The organism is Amycolatopsis australiensis (assembly GCF_900119165.1).
Lineage (GTDB): Bacteria > Actinomycetota > Actinomycetes > Mycobacteriales > Pseudonocardiaceae > Amycolatopsis > Amycolatopsis australiensis.
Map to the genome: position 1 here is coordinate 2,610,424 of NZ_FPJG01000006.1, position 18,503 is coordinate 2,628,926.

The window sequence follows — 18,503 nt, forward strand, 5'->3', positions numbered from 1 at the left end:
GGTATGGCCATGGCGGGCAAACGGGACTGGCTGGACGCGGGGTTGGTGCTGCTCGCGGAACAGGGCGCGCCGTCGGTGACCATCGAGCGGCTGGCCGAGCGGCTCGGGCTGTCGAAGGGCTCCTTCTACCACCACTTCAAGGGCATGACCGGCTACCGCACCGCGTTGCTCGAACACTTCGAAGCCGAGCGCACCACGCGGTTCGTCGAGCAGGCCGAAGCGGCGGCGGACGACCGGCTGGACGCGCTGCTGAAGCTCGTCCTCGCGCCGGGCCCCGGGCCGGAGCTGGAAATCGCCGTCCGGGCGTGGGCGTCGCAGGACGCCGAAGCGCGAGCGGTCCAGGAGCGCGTCGACCGCACCCGCGTGGCCTACCTGACCGAGATCACCGGCGACGCGGATCTCGCGCAGGCGCTGTACCTGATCGTCGTCGGCGCCGGGCAGGTCGTGCCGCCGCTGTCCGGACGGCGGCTCAAGAACGCGCTGGAACTCGTGCTGGGGAGGCGGAAATGACCGAGCCGTTCGCCGCGGGCGCCGACTACGTCGAGTTCGAGGAGATCGAGAGCGAGAACAGCCTGCGCGAGTTCGTCGCGGGCGTGTTCAGCTGGTCGCCGCCGTGGGTGAAGGTGCTCTTCGGTGCCCGGTACCTGCTCGCCAAGGCATTGCGCCTGGACACCGCGTCCGTTCCGCGCAGCGGCCGCCTGCGCCCCGAGGACGTCGGGTTCACGCCCGGCGACCGCGTCGCGTTCTTCACCGTCCGGGCCGGCGATCCCGAGCGGTACCTGGTCGCGGGTGTCGACGACAGTCACCTGACCGGGTACCTGACGGTCGAAGCCGTGCCCCGCGGGTTCCGGCTGGGAACGCTCGTGCACTTCCACAACCGCGTCGGCCCGGCCTACTTCGCGCTGATCAAGCCGTTCCACCGCCTGGTGATCCGCGGAATGCTCAAGGCCGGTGCCGCTCGGCCAGCATGAGCTGCGCCCACGCGGCGATCGACTGCGCGTCGGTGATCTCGCCGGCGAGGATCATCTTCTCGACGTCCGCGCGCGCGAACCACGCGCTGCGCATGTCCTGCTCTTCGTGCTCGCGCTCCGGCTCGCCCTCGGTGATGCCGGTGGCGAGGAACACCCAGCCGCGCTGGCTGCTCATCCCGGCCGCGACGTCCAGCCTGCCGAGCACGGTCATCGAGCCGGCGCGCAGGCCCGTCTCCTCGCGCAGCTCGCGCGCGGCCAGCTCGGCCGGCGGCAGGTCGGCCAGGTCCGGCGCGGTGCCCTGCGGGAACTCCCAGCGCCGCTCGCCGAGCGGGTAGCGGAACTGCTCGACCAGCCGGAACCGGTCGCCGTCCTGCGCGATGACCAGCGCGTAGTCCGGCTTGTCGATCACGCCGTAGATGCCCGGCGAGCCGTCGGGGCGGCGGATGTCGTCCTCCCGCACGGTCATCCAGTTGTTCCGGTACACCTCGCGGGACGCGACACGCTGAATGGGGTCCACGCGCCCAGTATCACCGACCCTGTCCTACCCTCCTCGGGTGCGTCTCGTGATCGCGCGGTGCCAGGTCGACTACGCCGGCCGGCTGACCGCCCACCTGCCGATGGCCACCCGCCTGCTGCTCGTGAAGTCCGACGGCTCGGTGTCGGTCCACTCCGACGACCGCGCGTACAAGCCGTTGAACTGGATGAGCCCGCCGTGCTGGCTCATCGAGGACGGCAAGCTCTGGATCGTCGAGAACAAGCAGGGCGAGAAGCTGGTGATCTCCATCGAGGAGATCTACCACGACCACGCCCAGGAGCTGGGCGCGGAACCGGGCCTGCAGAAGGACGGCGTCGAGGCGCACCTGCAGGAGCTGCTGGCCGAGCACATCAAGACCCTCGGCGACGGCTACACGCTGGTCCGCCGCGAGTACCCGACGGCGATCGGCCCGGTGGACATCATGGCCCGCGACGCGGAGGGCCGCTCGGTCGCGGTGGAGATCAAGCGCCGCGGCGAGATCGACGGCGTCGAGCAGCTGACGCGGTATCTCGAGCTGCTCAACCGCGACCCGTTGCTGGCACCGGTGCAGGGCGTGTTCGCGGCCCAGATCATCAAGCCGCAGGCCCGCACGCTGGCGGAGGACCGCGGAATCCGCTGCCTGACCCTGGACTACGACCAGCTGCGCGGCATCGAGTCCGACGAGTTCCGGCTCTTCTGAGGTCCGGCGGAACCGGGCGGCCGGGGCGCCGGTGAAAACCGGCCCACCCGGCTGCCCGATCGCGTGGTACCCGGTGCCGATACCGAATCGATGCGGAATTGCGGTATCTGATTCCCCGCTGATTACTCCATGCGGAAATCGTTCACGTGATACGCGCCCGCGCTGTGGCCAGATCCTTTCTGACCTGCTCTTTTGCGCTGTTCGGGTGAGTTCGGGATCCTATTGCGCGTACTCGTGGGACACTCGATTTCGAGGGGTTCCGCCGGTGCTTCCGGCGTGGCCGGAGGGTGGCGCGCTCGGCCGTCTTTCTTTGTCGTGCCAACGTTTCTGTCCGCCTTCGAGCTCGGTGTGCGCATCCGATCCGGCCCGTGCGCGCGCGTTTTCGCCTGCACGGAGGAGGAAGTCATGCGTTATCGCCCACTCGGTTCCGATCCGGCCGACCCGCGTCTCGGGCGGTTCATTCCGGACGACTGGCGGCACGTGGAACGGTATCCGCTCGCCGCGCTGTCGGAGGCCGACCGGCCGACCCGGTCGCCGGTCGTGATCGGCGTCAACTGGTACTCCGCGTTCGACGAGCCGGAGCAGGACAAGACCTCCGGTGAGTTCTTCATCGCGAAGTCCGGCGTCGCGAACCTCGGCCGGATCCGCGGCGGGCACTGCGTGTGCCTCGAACCGGGCGGCACGCCGGACACCGACGCCTGGTACGCCTTCTACGACCAGGGCCGCGAAGGCGCGTGCGTCGGCTTCGGCTGGTCGCGGTGCATGTCGATCTTCAACGGAAGCGAGTACGCCGCACGCTGGCTCTGGGACGCCGCCAAGAAGCGCGACGAGTGGCCCGAGACCAACCCCGGCGACGACAACGGCACCTCGGTCCGCGCCGCGGCCGAGGTGCTCAAGGAGTCCGGGCACGTCCTGTGGAACGACTCCTACGCCGGCGACGACTGGCAGGCGCGCGAGAAGTACGTGCCCGAGGTCAAGCAGGGCATCAAGGCGTTCCGCTGGGCCAAGACGGTCGACGACGTGCACGCCGTGCTCGCCAATCCGCGTGCCGACGAGCTCGGCGCCGTGCCGCTGCTCAACTCGTGGGGCCCGGGCTACCCGCACCGCACCTACCTGCCCGACGAGGTGCTCGCCAAGCTGATCGGCGAGGAGGGCGAGATCGCGGTCCCGACCGACCGCTGAGCCGCTCAGTGCCACCCGCCGCTCCCGCGGCGCGCGAGAAGAGGGCGCGTTTCCCCAGCTCATCGCCGGGGGAACGCGCTCTCCGGCCACTTTGGACACGTCAGCGTGCCGACCCTGAATCCATGCAGTACTGTCCGGATCCGACAGGATGATGGTGATTCCTGTCGGATGTTGTCCTGTCTGAAAAGTACTGCCGGAGGTGGGTCGGGTGCTGGTCCTAGCGGATGCGAACCTGCGGCTCGACGCGAGCGCGATCGACTACATCGAGCTGGCGTTCTACTTCGTCCTCGTGCTCGGCATCGGGTACCTGGCGCGGCGGCAGGTGTCGAGCAGCCTCGACTTCTTCCTGTCCGGCCGCTCGCTGCCCGCGTGGGTCACCGGCCTGGCGTTCATCTCGGCGAACCTCGGCGCGGTCGAGGTCATGGGCATGTCGGCCAACGGCGCCCAGTACGGCCTGCCGACCGTGCACTACTTCTGGATCGGCGCCATCCCGGCGATGCTGTTCCTCGGCATCGTGATGATGCCCTTCTACTACGGCTCGAAGGTCCGCAGCGTCCCCGAGTTCATGCGGCGGCGCTTCGGCCCGGTCGCGCACCTCGTCAACGGCATCAGCTTCGCCGCCGCCCAGATCCTGATCGCGGGCGCCAACCTCTTCCTGCTGGCCAGCGTGGTGAACCTGCTGCTCGGCTGGCCGCTGTGGGTGTCGATCATCGTCGCCGCCGCGATCGTGCTCTCCTACACCGCGCTGGGCGGCCTGTCCGCGGCGATCTACAACGAGGTCCTGCAGTTCTTCGTGATCGTCATCGCGCTGGTGCCGCTGACCGTCGTCGGCCTGGTCAAGGTCGGCGGCTGGCAGGGCCTGGTCGACAAGGTCACCAACAGCCCCGGCGGGTCGGCGCAGCTGCACTCGTGGCCCGGTGACAACCTGACCGGCTTCGGCAACAACATCCTGTCGATCCTCGGGATCGTCTTCGGCCTCGGCTTCGTCCTCTCCTTCGGCTACTGGACGACGAACTTCGTCGAGGTCCAGCGCGCGATGGCGTCGAGGAGCATGTCCGCGGCGCGGCGCACGCCGATCATCGGCGCGTTCCCGAAGATGCTGGTCCCGTTCATCGTCATCATCCCCGGCATGATCGCCGCGGTGAGCGTCTCGGAGTACGTCCGGGACAAGCAGATCCTGCTCGACGGCGGCACCGCGCCCAGCGGGGTGACGTTCAACAACGCGCTCCTGCTGCTGATGCGCGACCTGCTGCCCAACGGCATGCTCGGCATCGCCATCGCCGGCCTGCTGGCCTCCTTCATGGCCGGCATGGCGGCCAACCTGAGCTCGTTCAACACGGTCTTCACCTACGACATCTGGCAGACCTACGTCCAGAAGGACAAGCCGGACCACTTCTACCTGAACCTGGGCCGGGTCGTGACGTCGGTCGGCACGATCGCCGCGATCGGCACCGCGTTCATCGCGTCGAACTCCGGCAACATCCTGAGCTACCTGCAGGACCTGTTCTCGTTCTTCAACGCGCCGCTGTTCGCGACGTTCATCCTCGGCATGTTCTGGAAGCGGATGACCGCGGCCGCCGGCTGGATCGGCCTGGTGCTGGGCACCGCGTCCGCGATCACCGTCTGGGCCCTGTCGAAGCTCGGGGTGATCGGTCTCGAGGGCCAGGGCGTGAGCTTCGTCGCCGCCGGGACCGCGTTCGTCCTCGACATCGTGGTGAGCGTCGCGGTGTCGCTGGCGACCCGGCCGAAGCCGGACGAGGAGCTGGTCGGGCTCGTCTACTCGCTCACCCCGAAGGAAACCCGGCGCCACGACGACACGGGCGAGAACGCGGGCTGGTACCGCAAGCCGGGCCTGCTCGCGGGCATCGTGCTCATCCTGACCATCGCGCTCAACGCCATCTTCTAGGAGGTCCGACGGAATGGCTACCGAGTCCGCACCACGGTCGAAGAAGGCCGGCGCGTTCGACATCCGGATGATCATCGCCCTGCTGATCGGCGTCTACGGGATCATCCTGACGATCATGGGTGCCGCGTTCACCTCCGACGAGGAGATCGCGAAGGCGGCGGGCACGAACATCAACCTCTGGGCGGGCATCGGCATGCTGGTGGTCGCCGCGCTGTTCGTCATCTGGGCCAAGGCCCGGCCCCTGGTCGTGCCGGCCGAGCCGGAGAGCGGCGACACACCGCCCGCCGCGGGCGAATAGCCGGGTTGTCCGGACAGCGGCGTTCGCCTGCCGCTACCGTGCTCCGCGTGCTCCCTGATGTTCGACGCCGCCGTCTGCCGCAGCTGTTCCTGCTGGTCACCGCCCTCGCGCTGCCGCTGACCGCGTGCGGGCCCGACCTCGGCAAGTCCAACTTCGCCCGGACGACGGTGCCCGCGGCGGCCGGCAGCGGCCAGGTCGCCGACGGGCCGATCACCGACGCCGCCGTCGCGGCGAACGTGCTGCGGACGGTCAAGCCGTGCCAGTTCCTCACCAAGGAGGCCCTCGGCGCGCTCGGGCTCGGCACGGTCGAGGACGACCCGTCGCCGTCGTCGGTCGCCTTCGAGACCTGCAGCAACAAGGTGAAGGACCCCGGCGGCAAGGAGCTGCGGCTGGAGTTCGACGTCGGCAACACGTTCCTGCCGCCGCCGGACAAGACCGCCGGCCAGGCCGGCGGGCTGCCCGTGCGCGTCAACAAGACCGACGACACCAGCTGCACGGTCGCGGCGATGACCTCGCTGAACCCGGACCTGGCGCTGATGGTGTCGGTGACCTACGCCGGCGACCCCTGCCGTCCCGGGCAGACGCTGATCGACGCCGTCGTCCAGAAGCTGCACAACTCGCCGGAGAAGTACCCGACCCCGCCCGGGACGGTGCTGACCGCCGACCCGTGCGCGATGGCCGACACCTCGGTGGTCTCCACCGTCGTGCCGTCGGCGAAGTCCGGGCCCGCGGGCCTGCACGCGTGCGCGTGGAAGAGCAACGGCACGGACCCGGCGGTGACCGTCGGGTTCCTGCCGGGCCTGCCCCCGGTCGTCGGCGACGGTTACGCCAAGGTTGACCTCGGCAACGGCGTGACGGGCTACCAGAAGCAGCAGAGCACCAGCGCGTCGCGGTGCACGGTCCAGTGGCAGCACCGGCCGTGGCAGGGCGACGACGTCGAGCTGGCCCAAGTGGACTACGAGAGCTACGCGGCGGAGCCGAAGGCCGACGACCCGTGCGGCAAGGCCGTCACCGTCGCGAAGAACGTGGTCACGAAGCTCCCGAAACCCTGACCTGGCGGCGGGCCGCGCGGGAAGGTAGGAAGGGGGCACCCCACCCGCCGATGTGCCGGAGGCTGCCGTGAAGAAGATCATCAACGATCCGGCGAACGTGGTCGCCGAGTCGCTGCGGGGGCTCGCCGCCGCGCACGCCGACATCCTGCGCGTCCAGTACGACCCGGACGTCGTGGTCCGGGCCGACGCGCCGGTCGCGGGCAAGGTCGCCGTCATCTCCGGCGGCGGATCCGGGCACGAGCCGCTGCACGGCGGCTTCGTCGGCCGGGGCATGCTCGCCGCCGCCGTGCCCGGCGCGGTGTTCACCTCGCCGACGCCGGACGCCGTGCAGGCCGCCGTCACCGCGACCACCGGCGACGCGGGCGCCCTGCTCATCGTGAAGAACTACACCGGTGACGTGCTGAACTTCGAGACGGCCGCCGAGCTGGCCGCCGCCGAGGGCCTGGACGTGCGCAGTGTCGTGATCGACGACGACGTCGCGGTCAAGGACTCGACCTACACCGCGGGCCGCCGCGGGGTCGGCGGCACGGTGCTGCTGGAGAAGATCACCGGCGCCGCGGCCGAGCGCGGCGACTCGCTCGACACCGTGACGGCGCTGGCGGAGAAGGTGATCGGCCAGGTGCGGTCGATCGGCGTCGCGCTGACCGCGCCGACCGTCCCGCACGCCGGCACCCCCAGCTTCGAGCTCGGCGACGGCGAGATCGAGTTCGGCATCGGCATCCACGGCGAGCCCGGCCGCGAGCGGATCCCGGCCGAGCCGGCCGACGCGCTGGTGGCCCGGATGGTCGAGGCGATCGTCTCCGACCTGCCGTTCGAGTCCGGCGACCGGGTGCTGCTGTTCACCAACTCGATGGGCGGTACCCCGCTCGTCGAGCTGTACCTGGCCCACGGCATCGCCGAGCGGCTGCTGGCCGAGCGTGGGATCGTGGTCGAACGCCGGCTGGTCGGCCCGTACATCACCAGCCTCGAGATGCAGGGGATGAGTCTGACGTTGCTCAAACTGGACGACGAGCTGACCGAGCTCTGGGACGCGCCGGTCAACACCGCGGCCCTGCGCTGGGGGCTCTGATGACGTGCAAGGCCGAAGGTGTCGCCGCCGCCGTGCGCGCCGCGGCGGCGGTGGTCGCCGAGCACCGCGCCGAGCTGGTCGACCTCGACCGCGCGATCGGCGACGGCGACCACGGCGAGAACATGAACCGCGGGTTCGCGGCCGTCGTCGCGGCGCTCGACGCGGCCCCGCCGGAGACGCCGGGCGCGGTGCTGAAGCTCGTCGCGACGACGCTGATCTCCAAGGTCGGCGGCGCGGCCGGCCCGCTGTACGGGACGGCTTTCCTGCGTGCCTCGGCCAAGCTGGGCAACGCCGACGACCTCGACGTCCCGGCGCTGCTGGAAGCGCTGCGCGCCGCGCTCGAAGGCGTGCAGGCCCGCGGGAAGGCCGTCGGCGGTGACGCGACCATGGTCGACGCCCTGATCCCGGCGCTGTCGGCCGCGGAGCAGGCGGCCGGGGACGGCGGCGACGTCGCGGCGGTGCTGACCGCGGCGGCCGACGCGGCCGACCGCGGCGCCGAGTCCACAATGGACCTGGTACCGCGCAAGGGCCGGGCGTCCTACCTCGGCGAGCGCGCGGTCGGGCACATGGACCCGGGCGCGCGGTCGTCGGCGTTGCTGCTGCGCGCGTTCGCGGAGGCGGCCCGGTGAGCGTCGGGATCGTGCTCGTTTCGCACAGCGCCAAGCTCGCCGAAGGCCTGGCCGAGCTGGCCGCCCAGATGGCCCCGGACGTCACGATCGTGGCGGCGGGCGGCCTCTCCGACGGCTCGATCGGCACGGACTACGACGAGGTCGTCGCCGCGACCCAGCGCGCCGAGTCGGGGTCCGGGGTCGTGCTGCTGTACGACCTCGGCAGCGCGCAGATGACCGCCGAGCTGGCCGTCGAGTCGCTGGCCGACCCCTCGGCCGCCGTCGTCGCGGACGGCCCGCTGGTCGAGGGCGCGATCGCGGCGGCGGTCGCGGCCCAGGCGGGCAAGGACCGCAAGGCGGTGGCGGAGGCCGCCGCGGCGGCCGGGCTGCCCGAGGACCTGGCCCCGGCCGAACCGGCGGGCGACGGCGAGGAAATCGAGCTGGTGCTGCACAACGAGGTCGGCCTGCACGCGCGGCCGGCCGCGGTGCTGGTGCGGGCGCTGAGCTCGTTCGACGCCGAGGTCACCGTCCGGCTGGGCGAGCAGGAGGCCGACGGGCACAGCGTGCTGGCGCTGATGTCACTCGGCGCCCGCCAGGGCGACCGGATCCGCGTGCGGGCGCGCGGCCCGCAGGCGTCCGCCGCGCTGGACAAGGCAAAAGAGCTGGTGGACAGCGATTTCGGCGAGTGACGCACGGGTGGCCGACCGGGTGACTTGCGGGGTTCTGACTCGATTCCGTGTGGGCTTCCGGCGGTTCCGTGTGGCAGCATCGGGGCCAATTACCAGCGAGTAACTTCTTCGGAGGCCACGATGGCGCGGGACATCTCGACGGTCGGAGTGGTCGGCCTGGGCACGATGGGGGCCGGGATCGCCGAAGTGCTCGCGCGCAGCGGGCTCGACGTCGTCACGGTCGAGCTCGACGAGGCCGGCGTCGCCCGCGGCCGCGGCCACCTGGAGCACTCCACCGAGCGCGCGCTCGCCGGCGGCAAGCTGGACGCCGCCGGCCGCGACGCGCTGCTGGGCCGGATCCGGTACAGCACCTCGCTCTCGGATCTGTCCGAAGTGGACTTGGTGGTCGAGGCGATCCCGGAGAGCCTGGAGCTGAAGGCGGACGTGTTCGCCCAGCTGGACAAGATCACGCGGCCGTCGGTCGTGTTCGCGTCCAACACGTCGTCGCTGTCGATCACGGAGATCAGCGTGCACACCGCGCGGCCGGGCAAGGTCGTCGGCATGCACTTCTTCAACCCGGCGCCGGTGCAGAAGCTGGTCGAGATCGTGAAGACGGTCGTGACCGAGCCGGAGGTGGTCACCGAGGCGGTGGGGTTCGCCGAGCGGCTCGGCAAGGTGCCGGTGGTGATCGGCGACCGCGCCGGGTTCATCGCGAACGCGCTGCTGTTCGGCTACCTCAACCACGCGGTGCGGATGTACGAGCAGCGCTACGCGACGCGCGAGGACCTCGACGCGGCGATGCGCTACGGCTGTGGTTACCCGATGGGCCCGCTCGCGCTGCTCGACCTGATCGGGCTGGACACGGCGTACGAAATCCTCGACACGATGTACCACCAGTCCCGCAACCGGCTGCACGCGCCGGCGCCGCTGCTGAAGCAGATGATCACCGCGGGCCTGCTGGGCCGCAAGACCGGCCGCGGCTTCTACACCTACGACGCGCCGGACTCGCCGAACGTGGTCACCGCCGCGGGTACGTCGTCCATTGTGGACTCCGTGCCGCCGCGTCCGGTGTCGCGGGTGGGCGTGGTCGGCACGGGGACGATGGCCACCGGCATCGCTGAGGTGTTCGCGAAGCGTGGTCTCGACGTGGTGTTGCGCGCCCGGAGCCTGGACAAGGCGCAGGCGTCGGTGGCTCGCGTGAAGAAGTCCCTCGACAAGGCGGTTGTGAAGGGCAAGCTGTCCGAAGAGGACGCTGCTTCGGCGTTGTCGCGGATCACCCCGGTCACCGAGTTCGAGGCCCTGGCCGACGTCGACCTGGTCGTCGAGGCGGTGGCCGAGGAGCTGTCGGTGAAGCAGGCGGTGTTCGCGGCCCTGGACGAGGTGGTCCGGCCGGGAGCGGTCCTGGCGACGACGACCTCGTCGTTGCCGGTGATCGAGTGCGCGGCGGCGACGTCCCGCCCGTCCGACGTGGTCGGCCTCCACTTCTTCAACCCGGCCCCGGTGATGAAGCTGGTGGAGGTGGTGTCGACGATCGCGACGGCCCCGGACGTGCTGGCCACGGCGAGCGCGGTGTGCGCGGCGGCCGGCAAGCACGCGGTCCACTGTGGAGACCGGGCGAGGTTCATCGTCAACGCGCTGCTGTTCCCGTACCTCAACGACGCGGTGAAGATGCTGGAGGCGCATTACGCGGGCGCGGACGACATCGACACGGCGATGAAGGTGGGCTGCGGCCTGCCGATGGGCCCGTTCGAGCTGCTGGACGTGGTGGGCCTGGACGTGTCCCTGGCGATCCAGCGGACGTTGTACAACGAGTTCCGCGAGGAGGGCTTCGCCCCGGCGCCCCTGCTGGAGCACCTGGTCACGGCCGGCCGCCTGGGCCGGAAGACGGGCAAGGGCTTCAAGGACTACTGATCAGTTCCCCAGGCTGAGTGCGACGTTGCCGTTTCGCGCGTCCTCGGGCTGCACCATGATCCGGCCCCGGTGGGAGACCTCCACGAGGTAGAACTTCTCGCCGGCCGGGACGTTCGGCGCGGACAGCGAGAAGACGCAGCTGCCGCCGCCGGTCGGGTGCCCCGTTCCCAGTGCTCCTTGGGACAGCACGGTTCCGGCGGCGTTGTAGACGGTGACCGCGGTGCCGGTGGCGATGTCCGAGTAGCCCCCCCCCCGGAACCGCCGCAGGCGTTGTAGCCGTACCCGCCGCCGTTCAGGGTGAAGGTGCCGCGCAGATCGAACGACTCCCCGGCCGGCGCAGCCGGCGCGCCGGAATGCGACAGATCCAGGCCGGCCCACAAGGCGCTGGCCAAGGCCGCCCCGCCCGCGGCCGCGAGCACGAGATGCCAGGGGTTCGTCCTGGTACGTACCGGTGGCGGGGGCGGCGGCGCCAACGGGGTGGTCGGTGCTGGTTCGAACCCGCTGGTCATCGCGGCTCCTCCGACACGGTCGGCCTGCTTCATCCGTGCGAAAGAGGTCGCCCTGCCGACGGCGGTTGTCACCGCGATGTCGGATCGTGATCGGTCCGCTCAGCGCTCGGCCGGCTCGCCCAGGACCGGCTTGACGTCCAGCACCGGGGTGCCGTCGATCGCTTCCAGGCCCGTCACCGTCAGCACGCCCTTGCCGGCCGCCGTCACCGTTACCGTGTGGAGGCCGATCGGGTTCGGGCGGTCCGGGGACCGCGTCGAGAACACGCCGGTGCTCGGCCTTTCGCGGTCGCCGCGCGGGTGGACCTTCCGGACGTCGCGGTCGGCTTCGTGCAGCCACGTCAGTACCACCAGGCGGTCGCCCGGGGCGAGGTCCGCCGCCGCCGGGTGGTACTCCTGCTCGAACACCAGGCGGGCCGGTGGGGCTCCCTCGTCGCCTTGCTTCGGGGCTTTCGCGCGGTCCGTCAGGGCCGACTCCACCCGGGCCACCGGCCGCACTTCGTACGCCGTCACGTGTAGTACCCCTCCACCGGGACGCGGGCCTCGTCGAACAGGGCCGGCCCCTCCAGCTGGTAGCCGCCCCACGTGATCGGCGGGCGCAGCGTCAGGAACTGTTCCGTCGACAGCGCGAAGACCACGCGGCCGAGCCCGGACCGCTCGATCGCGCCCGTGCACATGCCGCACGGCTGCGTGCTGGTGAACATCGTCGCCGCCGCCGCGGCTTCCGGGTCCAGGTGCTGTGCCGCCCAGCGCGCCAGCTTCAGCTCCGGGTGCGCCGTGATGTCGTTGTCGGTCAACGACGTGTTGCGGTCCTCGGCGATGATCTTGCCGTCCGCGTCCGCCAGCAGCGAGCCGAACGGCGGGTTGCCGTACTCCTCGCGCGCCTCCCGCGCGAGTTCGATCGCCCGCCGCAGCAGGGCTTCTTCGGTGTCCTTCACCGGTTCTCCTTCCAGGACGCGGCCACCGCCGCGAGGTCCCGCCACGCCACCTCCGGGTGGAGGGTCTCCGCGGGGTCCGCATCGAACGGGTCGAGCACGACGGTGTCCGCGCCCAGCGCCCGCAGCCGCGCCAAGTCGTCGAGGACCTGGTCGAGCGTGCCTTCGCCGGCCCGCCGGTCCGGCCCGGTCACCGGTTCGCCGGTCACGCGCAGCAGGATCCGCGGCGCGAACGACGGCACCGGCCGGTCGCCGGCCAGGCTTTTCAGGCGCGCCAGCGTTTCTTCGAATTCGGCCATCGTCATCCGCAGCGGATGCCACGCGTCGCCGAGTTCCACCGCCCTGCGCAGTGCCGCATCGCTGCGCCCGCCGAGCCAGAGCGGGATCGAGCCGGCGCGATAGTCGTCGTGGTCGGCCCACGCCGCGCGGATCGCTCGCAGGTACTCGGTCGTAAGCTTCCCGCGCCGCTCGAACGGCACGTCCAGCGCGGCGAACTCCTGCTTCGCCCAGCCGGCGCCGGCGCCGAGCACCAGCCGTCCGCCGCTGAGCGCGTCGAGGTTCGCCGCCATCCGGGCCACCAGCAGCGGATGCCGGTACGGCACCACCAGCACCGTGGTGCCCAGCCGCACCCGCGTGGTGACGCCGGCCAGCCAGGACAGCGTCGTGAACGGCTCGTAGAACGGCGCCGGGTACTGACCGGCGACGTCGGGCGTGATCACCACGTGGTCGGACACCATCAGCAGGTCGAAGCCGAGGCCTTCCACCGTCTGCGCCCAGGCGCGCAGCACGCCCGGGTCCGTGCCGGGACCGAAGTTGGGGACGTTGACGCCGATCTTCACCGGGAAGGCTATCGAGGTCAAAGCCCTGATCGGAAGGCGATGATCACGGCGTTCCCGCTTTTCCGCCGTGAATCCCACGGTATATTCGCCGGATGACCGAGAGTCTCGACGCGACGGACTGGGCCATCCTGGTCGAGCTGCAGCGCGACGCCCGGCTGCCGCTCACCGAGCTGGGCCGCCGGGTGAACCTGAGCGCGTCCGCCGCCACCGAACGGCTCCGGCGGCTGGAGGCCGCGGGCGTGATCACGGGCTACCGCGCCGACATCGACCTCGGCAAGGTCGGCTACCCGGTGCTCGCCGTCGTCCGGCTCAAGTACCCCGGCAGCCGGCACGAGGCCCTGCACAAGCTGCTCGGCGAGCGCTTCGAGATCCTCGAATGCCTGCGCACCACCGGCGACGACTGCTACACGCTCAAGGTCGCCGCCGCCTCGATGGCCCACCTCGAGCGCACCATGGACGAGCTGGCCCAGTTCGGCAGCACGACGACCAACGTCGTCTACAGCCAGACCCTGCCCTACCGCGGACCGCAGGAACCCGCCCGTGACCTCGACGCCTGACCGCATCGTCGTCTACGGCGTGACCGGCTCGGGCAAGTCGACCCTGGCCGCGGCCATCGCCGCGCGCACGGGCCTGCCGTACGTTTCGGCCGACGACCTCAGCTGGCAGCCGGGCTGGGTCCCGGTGCCCGACGCGGAGCAGCGGCGCCGGATCACCGAGGTGTGCGCGGGGGAGCGCTGGGTCCTCGACGCCGCCTACGGGAAGTGGCGGGACATCGTGTTCGCCCGCACGCAGCTGGTCGTCGGCCTCGACTACCCGCGCCGGCTTTCGCTCAGCCGCCTGCTCCGCCGGACGGTGGCCCGCGCTGTCACGCGCAAGCCGGTCTGCAACGGCAACGTGGAGTCCCTTCGCCAGATGTTCTCGGCGGATTCGATCATCCGCTGGCACTTCGCGTCTTTCGCGGTCACGCGGGCCCGGATCCGGGCGTGGGCCGCCGAATCACCGGGTCCGGAGATCGTCCGGCTGACCTCGCCGCGCGAGACGCGCCGCTGGCTCGCGACGCTGTGACGTCAGGCTCCCGGCGGGAGCAGAGGCCCGCCGCTCCAGTGCTGGAACACGAGGTTCGTGTGGACGCGGGCGACCTCGTCACGGGCGGTCAGCTCGTCGAGGACCAGGCGTTGCAGCTCGCCGGCCGAACTGGTCGCGACGTGGGCGAGGAAGTCGTCCGGCCCGGTCAGGTGGTAGACCGCGCGGACCTCCGGCAGGGACAGCAGGTGCTCGACGAACGCGTCCACCAGCGGCCGCCGGTGCGGCCGGACCTGGACGAACAGGAACGCCTCCAGCGGCCGGCCGAGCTTCGCCGCGTCGACCGAGGCGTGCTGGCCGGTGATCACGCCCGTCTCCCGTAGCCGCGCGACGCGGTCCAGGCACGTGGACGGCGCGAGGCCGACCGCTGCCGCCAGGTCCTTGTTGGTGATCCGGGCATCGTTCTGCAGGAGCCGCAGAATTTCGAGATCCACCGGACTCAGTTCGACAGAAGCGGACATCGCCGAATGATATCCGAAGCTGTTGCTCTCGTTCCGGTGAAAGCCCGACCATGCCAGGCATGACTTCCTCGCTGCGCACCCGCGCCGTCCACGCCGGCCGTGACGATCTCACGGATCTCGGCCTGCACGCGGCGCCGCTCGACCTGTCGACGACCTACCCCTCCCGCGACAGCGCCGCCGAAGCCGCCCGGATCGACGACTTCGCCGCGGGCGCCGAACTCGACGGCCCGCCGATCTACGGCCGCGTCGGCAACCCGACCGTGGAGCGGTTCGAGCGCGCGCTCGCCGAACTCGAAGGCTTCGAGCACGGCGTCGCGTTCGCCAGCGGCATGGCCGCCGTCTCGGCCTGCCTGCTTTCCGCGGTGGCGCAAGGAAAACGGCACGTCGTCGCCGTGCGCCCGCTGTACGGCTGCAGCGACCACCTGCTCGAGTCCGGCCTGCTCGGCACCGAGGTCACCTGGGCGGCTCCGGACGGGGTCGCCGCCGCGCTGCGGCCCGACACGGGCCTGGTGTTCGTCGAGACGCCCGCGAACCCGACCCTCGCCGAGGTGGACATCGCCGAGCTGGCGGCCGCCTGCGGGGACGTGCCGCTGCTGGTGGACAACACGTTCGCGACGCCGGTGCTCCAGCGCCCGGGCCGCCACGGCGCCCGGATCGTGCTGCACAGCGCGACGAAGTTCCTCGGCGGCCACGGCGACGTGATGGGCGGGATCGTCGCCTGCGACGCCGAGGAGGCCGCCCGCCTGCGGCAGATCCGCTTCGCCACCGGCGGCGTGCTGCACCCGCTCGCCGGCTACCTGTTGCTGCGCGGGCTTTCCACGCTCCCGTTGCGCGTCAACGCGGCTTCGGCGACGGCGGCGACGCTGGCCTCGCGGCTCGCCGGCCACCCGGCCGTGACGGCCGTCCACTACCCGCGGCTGGGCGGGCCGCTGGTGGCGTTCGAGGTCGACGGCAACCCGCACGCCCTGATCGGCGCGGTCCGGCTGATCACGCCGGCCGTCAGCCTCGGCAGCGTGGACACGCTGATCCAGCACCCGGGCTCGATCAGCCACCGGATCGTCGACGAAGGCGACCGGCACGGCGCGGGCGTGTCGGACCAGCTGATCCGCATGTCGGTCGGCCTCGAGGACGTCGAGGACCTGTGGGCCGACCTGGAACAGGCGTTGAAGGCGCTTTAACCGCAGCAGCCGCCGCCACAGCAGCCACCGCCGCCGGCCGGGACCGCGGGACCACTCGCGGCCCCGGTCAGGGCGACGGTGGTCAGCAGCTTGACGGTGTCGGTGTGCCCCTCCGGGCAGGCCGCCGGCGCACCGGATTCGCTCATCGGGCGCAGGAGCTCGAAGGTCTCGGTGCACTCGCGGCAGCGGTAGGCGTAGGTCGGCATGGTGCGATTATCGCCGGAGGGCGCCGGTGATGGGAAGCTGGGCGCGTGCAGCCGCCTTCGCTCGCCGACATCCCGCACCTCGGCCAGGTCGTCCCGTCCCTGCTGGCCGCGCTCGGCGTGCCCGGCTGCGGCAACACCCTCGCCCTGCCGGAAGCGCGCAGTGCCGGTGTCCTGCTTGTCGACGGGCTCGGCTGGGAGCTGCTCGCCGAGCACGCCGGAGACGCGCCCGTGCTCACCGAGCTCGCGCGTGAGCCGCTGCGCGTCGGATTCCCGTCCACGACGGCCGCCGGCGTCGCCGCGATCGGCACCGGGCTCGCCTCGGGCGAGCACGGCATGGTCGGCTACACGTTCGAGATGCCCGGCGCGGGCGTGCTCAACGCGTTGCGCTGGTGCAGTCACGACGACGGCGGCGACCTCCGCGGCGTCCTCCCGCCCCGCGAAGTCCAGCCGCTGCCGACGACCTTCGAGCGGGCCGCCGAGGCCGGCATCGATGCCGCGGTCGTGTCGTCGGCCAAGTTCGCCGACACGGCGCTGACCCGTGCCACCCAGAGCGGCGCGCGGTACGCCGGCGTGCACGCCCTCGGCGACCTCGCCGCGCGGACGCTGTCGGTGCTCGGCGGGCGGGCGTTCTGCTACGCCTACCACAGCGACCTCGACCTGCTCGGCCATGTGTACGGCCCCGGTTCGGCCGCCTGGCGGATGCAGCTGCGTCAGGTCGACCGGCTCGTCGAGTCCCTTGTGGACGGTCTGCCGTCCGGCGCGCTGCTCGCGGTGGTGGCCGACCACGGGATGATCACCGTCGACGACAAGCTCGACCTCGAGGACGTTCCAGAGCTGCTGGAAGGCGTCCGGGCGTTCGGGGGCGAGGTCCGGGCCCGGCACGTCTACACCGAGCCGGGCGCGGCCGCGGACGTCCTCGCGGCCTGGCGGGCGGTGCTCGGCGAGCGGGCGTGGGTGCGCTCGCGGGAGGAGGCCGTCGCCGAGGGGTGGTTCGGGCACACCGTCAGCGACCGGATCCTGCCGCGGATCGGCGACGTCGTCGCCGCGGCCCGCGACCGGTTCGGGATGGTGCGCGGGCTCGCCGAAGCCGTGGAGACGTCGCTGATCGGCCAGCACGGGTCGCTGACCACCGCCGAGCAGCTGGTGCCGCTCGCCCTCGCCCAGGGCTGATCCGTCCGGAACTTTCTGCTTTCCGGTGCCGGCCTGTCCACTGCGTACCCGAGTGACGGGGGTGGGCCGGATGAGCGGGTTGGACGGGGCCGGGGTCATCGGAGCCGGCGGCGAGGGCGGGCCGTCGCGGCCTATCTCGCCGCGCGGGGGCCTGCCGGTGCACCTCTACACGCGGGATCCCGGGGCAGTGGGGGGAGATCGCGCGCCGCCGGGAGATCGTCGCGCCCGGCGTGCTCGACGGACGGTTCCCGCTGCGGGAGGTGAGCGCGGACCCCGCCGGGCTGGGTGGGCGTGCCGTCGTGGTGATCGCGACCCGTGACCACCGCGTACCCGGAGGCCGCCGGGAGGTTGGCGCCGCACCTGCGTGGCGGGCAGGTGGTGGTGCTGTTCTCGAGCAAGCTGTGCGAAAGCGTCGAGTTCGCGCACGCGCTGGCGGCCGCCGGGGCCGGGGACGTCGACGTGGTCGAGACCGACGCGCTGTTCGCCGCGCGGCCGTCCGGCACCGGCGGGGTGACAGTGCTCGGCACCAAGGGCTGGAACCTGATCTCCGGCAGCGGCCCGGCCGCCGTCGCCCGGCACGCCGGGCTGTCGCGCGACTGGTTCCCGATGCCGGAGGTGGCGGCCGACCCGGTGGAGCGGGGCCTGCACGACTTCGGCGCGGTCGCACACGTGCCGATCGCACTGGCCAACCTCGGCACCATCGACCGCGCCGAGGAACTGCTCTTCTACGTCGAAGGCGTTTCCCCGCGCACGATCGCGTTGCCGGAGCGGACCGAGGCCGAGTTCGCGGTCGTCGCGCGGGCGTACGGCGCTCGGCTGCTGCCCACGACGGAGGTCCTCGACCACTACTACGGCTGCCCGGCCACGACGCCGCTGGACGCGTCGCGGCTGGTGGAGCCGTACCGGACGATCGCGACGCCGACCAGCCTCGACCACCGCTTCCTCGCCGAGGACATCCGCTCGACCCTCGTGCCGCCGCAGGCACTCGCGCGGCGCGCGGGGACCGCCACGCCGATGGTGGACGCCGCGATCACGATCATGTCCGTGCTCGGGGGTGAGGACTTCCACCGGACCGGCCGGACGCCGGCCCGCCTCGGCTGGGAAGGGCTCGGCCACGCGGGGATCCTGCGCCGGCTGGAAGCGGGCGACCGGGCCGGCGGCCGCGCGGCTTGAGCCGTTGCGGGCATCACCTGTGACTGGAGGTTGGCTCGCATCTGCCGGGGCGGCTGGGCGGTCGGATCGTCTG

Annotated in this window: 23 protein-coding genes; 16 read left to right on the plus strand and 7 right to left on the minus strand. The window is 71.7% G+C overall.

Annotated features, from left to right (window positions below; translation table 11 throughout):
* Positions 1–9 precede the first annotated feature (9 nt).
* Together BT341_RS13870 and BT341_RS13875 are read left to right on the plus strand one after the other, a co-directional pair.
* A complete protein-coding gene (locus BT341_RS13870) occupies positions 10–510 on the plus strand; it encodes a TetR/AcrR family transcriptional regulator (protein ID WP_245804960.1) in 501 nt (166 codons plus the stop codon).
* Positions 507–971, plus strand: coding sequence for a DUF2867 domain-containing protein (locus BT341_RS13875; RefSeq protein WP_072476695.1), 465 nt, complete (start codon positions 507–509; stop codon positions 969–971). Before BT341_RS13870 ends, BT341_RS13875 begins: the two co-directional genes overlap by 4 nt.
* Here the strand turns inward: BT341_RS13875 and BT341_RS13880 are convergent.
* Positions 943–1,488 carry an NUDIX domain-containing protein gene (locus tag BT341_RS13880; protein ID WP_072476696.1) on the minus strand — a complete coding sequence of 182 codons (546 nt, stop codon included), beginning with the start codon at positions 1,486–1,488 and terminating at the stop codon, positions 943–945. The two genes, BT341_RS13875 and BT341_RS13880, sit on opposite strands and share 29 nt — an antisense overlap.
* 37 nt (positions 1,489–1,525) lie before the next feature.
* On the opposite strand from BT341_RS13880, the gene nucS reads away from it, so the two are divergent.
* The 9 genes from nucS (at position 1,526) to BT341_RS13925 (ending at position 10,879) form a co-directional block, all read left to right on the plus strand.
* Positions 1,526–2,185: an endonuclease NucS gene (gene nucS / locus BT341_RS13885; RefSeq protein WP_072476697.1), complete on the plus strand. Its 660-nt coding sequence runs from the start codon at positions 1,526–1,528 to the stop codon at positions 2,183–2,185.
* A gap of 405 nt (positions 2,186–2,590) precedes the next feature.
* Positions 2,591–3,367 (plus strand): hypothetical protein, encoded by a 777-nt coding sequence (locus BT341_RS13890; RefSeq protein ID WP_072476698.1) that lies wholly within the window; start codon positions 2,591–2,593, stop codon positions 3,365–3,367.
* Between the two features lie 208 nt (positions 3,368–3,575).
* Positions 3,576–5,273 carry a sodium:solute symporter family protein gene (locus tag BT341_RS13895; RefSeq protein ID WP_072476699.1) on the plus strand — a complete coding sequence of 566 codons (1,698 nt, stop codon included), beginning with the start codon at positions 3,576–3,578 and terminating at the stop codon, positions 5,271–5,273.
* A gap of 13 nt (positions 5,274–5,286) precedes the next feature.
* A complete protein-coding gene (locus tag BT341_RS13900; protein ID WP_072476700.1) occupies positions 5,287–5,571 on the plus strand; it encodes a hypothetical protein in 285 nt (94 codons plus the stop codon).
* A 47-nt stretch (positions 5,572–5,618) separates the two neighbouring features.
* Positions 5,619–6,623: a DUF3558 domain-containing protein gene (locus tag BT341_RS13905; protein WP_245804961.1), complete on the plus strand. Its 1,005-nt coding sequence runs from the start codon at positions 5,619–5,621 to the stop codon at positions 6,621–6,623.
* A gap of 67 nt (positions 6,624–6,690) precedes the next feature.
* Positions 6,691–7,692 carry a dihydroxyacetone kinase subunit DhaK gene (gene dhaK / locus BT341_RS13910; RefSeq protein WP_072476702.1) on the plus strand — a complete coding sequence of 334 codons (1,002 nt, stop codon included), beginning with the start codon at positions 6,691–6,693 and terminating at the stop codon, positions 7,690–7,692.
* Positions 7,692–8,321, plus strand: coding sequence for a dihydroxyacetone kinase subunit DhaL (gene dhaL / locus BT341_RS13915; protein ID WP_072476703.1), 630 nt, complete (start codon positions 7,692–7,694; stop codon positions 8,319–8,321). The genes dhaK and dhaL overlap by 1 nt, the downstream gene beginning before the upstream one ends.
* A complete protein-coding gene (gene dhaM, locus BT341_RS13920) occupies positions 8,318–8,989 on the plus strand; it encodes a dihydroxyacetone kinase phosphoryl donor subunit DhaM (RefSeq protein WP_072476704.1) in 672 nt (223 codons plus the stop codon). Before dhaL ends, dhaM begins: the two co-directional genes overlap by 4 nt.
* A gap of 120 nt (positions 8,990–9,109) precedes the next feature.
* Entirely contained in the window at positions 9,110–10,879 is a 1,770-nt protein-coding gene (locus tag BT341_RS13925; protein WP_072476705.1) for a 3-hydroxyacyl-CoA dehydrogenase family protein, read from the plus strand.
* On the opposite strand, the gene BT341_RS13930 is transcribed toward BT341_RS13925, so the two are convergent.
* The 4 genes from BT341_RS13930 to BT341_RS13945 all read right to left on the minus strand — a co-directional run bounded on the left by BT341_RS13930 (position 10,880) and on the right by BT341_RS13945 (position 13,159).
* Complete coding sequence (locus BT341_RS13930; RefSeq protein ID WP_072476706.1) at positions 10,880–11,068, minus strand: hypothetical protein; 189 nt, start codon at positions 11,066–11,068, stop codon at positions 10,880–10,882.
* A 419-nt stretch (positions 11,069–11,487) separates the two neighbouring features.
* Positions 11,488–11,898 (minus strand): tRNA (N6-threonylcarbamoyladenosine(37)-N6)-methyltransferase TrmO, encoded by a 411-nt coding sequence (gene tsaA, locus BT341_RS13935; protein WP_177328800.1) that lies wholly within the window; start codon positions 11,896–11,898, stop codon positions 11,488–11,490.
* A complete protein-coding gene (locus BT341_RS13940) occupies positions 11,895–12,323 on the minus strand; it encodes a nucleoside deaminase (RefSeq protein WP_072476707.1) in 429 nt (142 codons plus the stop codon). Before BT341_RS13940 ends, tsaA begins: the two co-directional genes overlap by 4 nt.
* Entirely contained in the window at positions 12,320–13,159 is an 840-nt protein-coding gene (locus tag BT341_RS13945; RefSeq protein WP_072476708.1) for an LLM class flavin-dependent oxidoreductase, read from the minus strand. Before BT341_RS13945 ends, BT341_RS13940 begins: the two co-directional genes overlap by 4 nt.
* Positions 13,160–13,251: 92 nt before the next feature.
* On the opposite strand from BT341_RS13945, the gene BT341_RS13950 reads away from it, so the two are divergent.
* Entirely contained in the window at positions 13,252–13,716 is a 465-nt protein-coding gene (locus tag BT341_RS13950; RefSeq protein WP_072476709.1) for an Lrp/AsnC family transcriptional regulator, read from the plus strand.
* Positions 13,700–14,224 (plus strand): P-loop NTPase family protein, encoded by a 525-nt coding sequence (locus tag BT341_RS13955; RefSeq protein WP_072476710.1) that lies wholly within the window; start codon positions 13,700–13,702, stop codon positions 14,222–14,224. Before BT341_RS13950 ends, BT341_RS13955 begins: the two co-directional genes overlap by 17 nt.
* Positions 14,225–14,226: 2 nt before the next feature.
* Here BT341_RS13955 and BT341_RS13960 read toward each other — a convergent pair whose 3' ends face one another.
* Positions 14,227–14,703: an Lrp/AsnC family transcriptional regulator gene (locus tag BT341_RS13960; RefSeq protein ID WP_072476711.1), complete on the minus strand. Its 477-nt coding sequence runs from the start codon at positions 14,701–14,703 to the stop codon at positions 14,227–14,229.
* A gap of 59 nt (positions 14,704–14,762) precedes the next feature.
* Between BT341_RS13960 and BT341_RS13965 the strand changes: the two genes are divergently transcribed.
* Positions 14,763–15,881 carry a trans-sulfuration enzyme family protein gene (locus BT341_RS13965; protein WP_072476712.1) on the plus strand — a complete coding sequence of 373 codons (1,119 nt, stop codon included), beginning with the start codon at positions 14,763–14,765 and terminating at the stop codon, positions 15,879–15,881.
* On the opposite strand, the gene BT341_RS13970 is transcribed toward BT341_RS13965, so the two are convergent.
* Positions 15,878–16,087, minus strand: coding sequence for an FmdB family zinc ribbon protein (locus BT341_RS13970; RefSeq protein ID WP_072476713.1), 210 nt, complete (start codon positions 16,085–16,087; stop codon positions 15,878–15,880). The two genes, BT341_RS13965 and BT341_RS13970, sit on opposite strands and share 4 nt — an antisense overlap.
* A 45-nt stretch (positions 16,088–16,132) precedes the next feature.
* On the opposite strand from BT341_RS13970, the gene BT341_RS13975 reads away from it, so the two are divergent.
* Complete coding sequence (locus tag BT341_RS13975) at positions 16,133–17,257, plus strand: alkaline phosphatase family protein (RefSeq protein ID WP_072476714.1); 1,125 nt, start codon at positions 16,133–16,135, stop codon at positions 17,255–17,257.
* Between the two features lie 315 nt (positions 17,258–17,572).
* Positions 17,573–18,430 carry an NAD/NADP octopine/nopaline dehydrogenase family protein gene (locus BT341_RS13980; RefSeq protein WP_245804963.1) on the plus strand — a complete coding sequence of 286 codons (858 nt, stop codon included), beginning with the start codon at positions 17,573–17,575 and terminating at the stop codon, positions 18,428–18,430.
* Positions 18,431–18,503 lie beyond the last annotated feature (73 nt).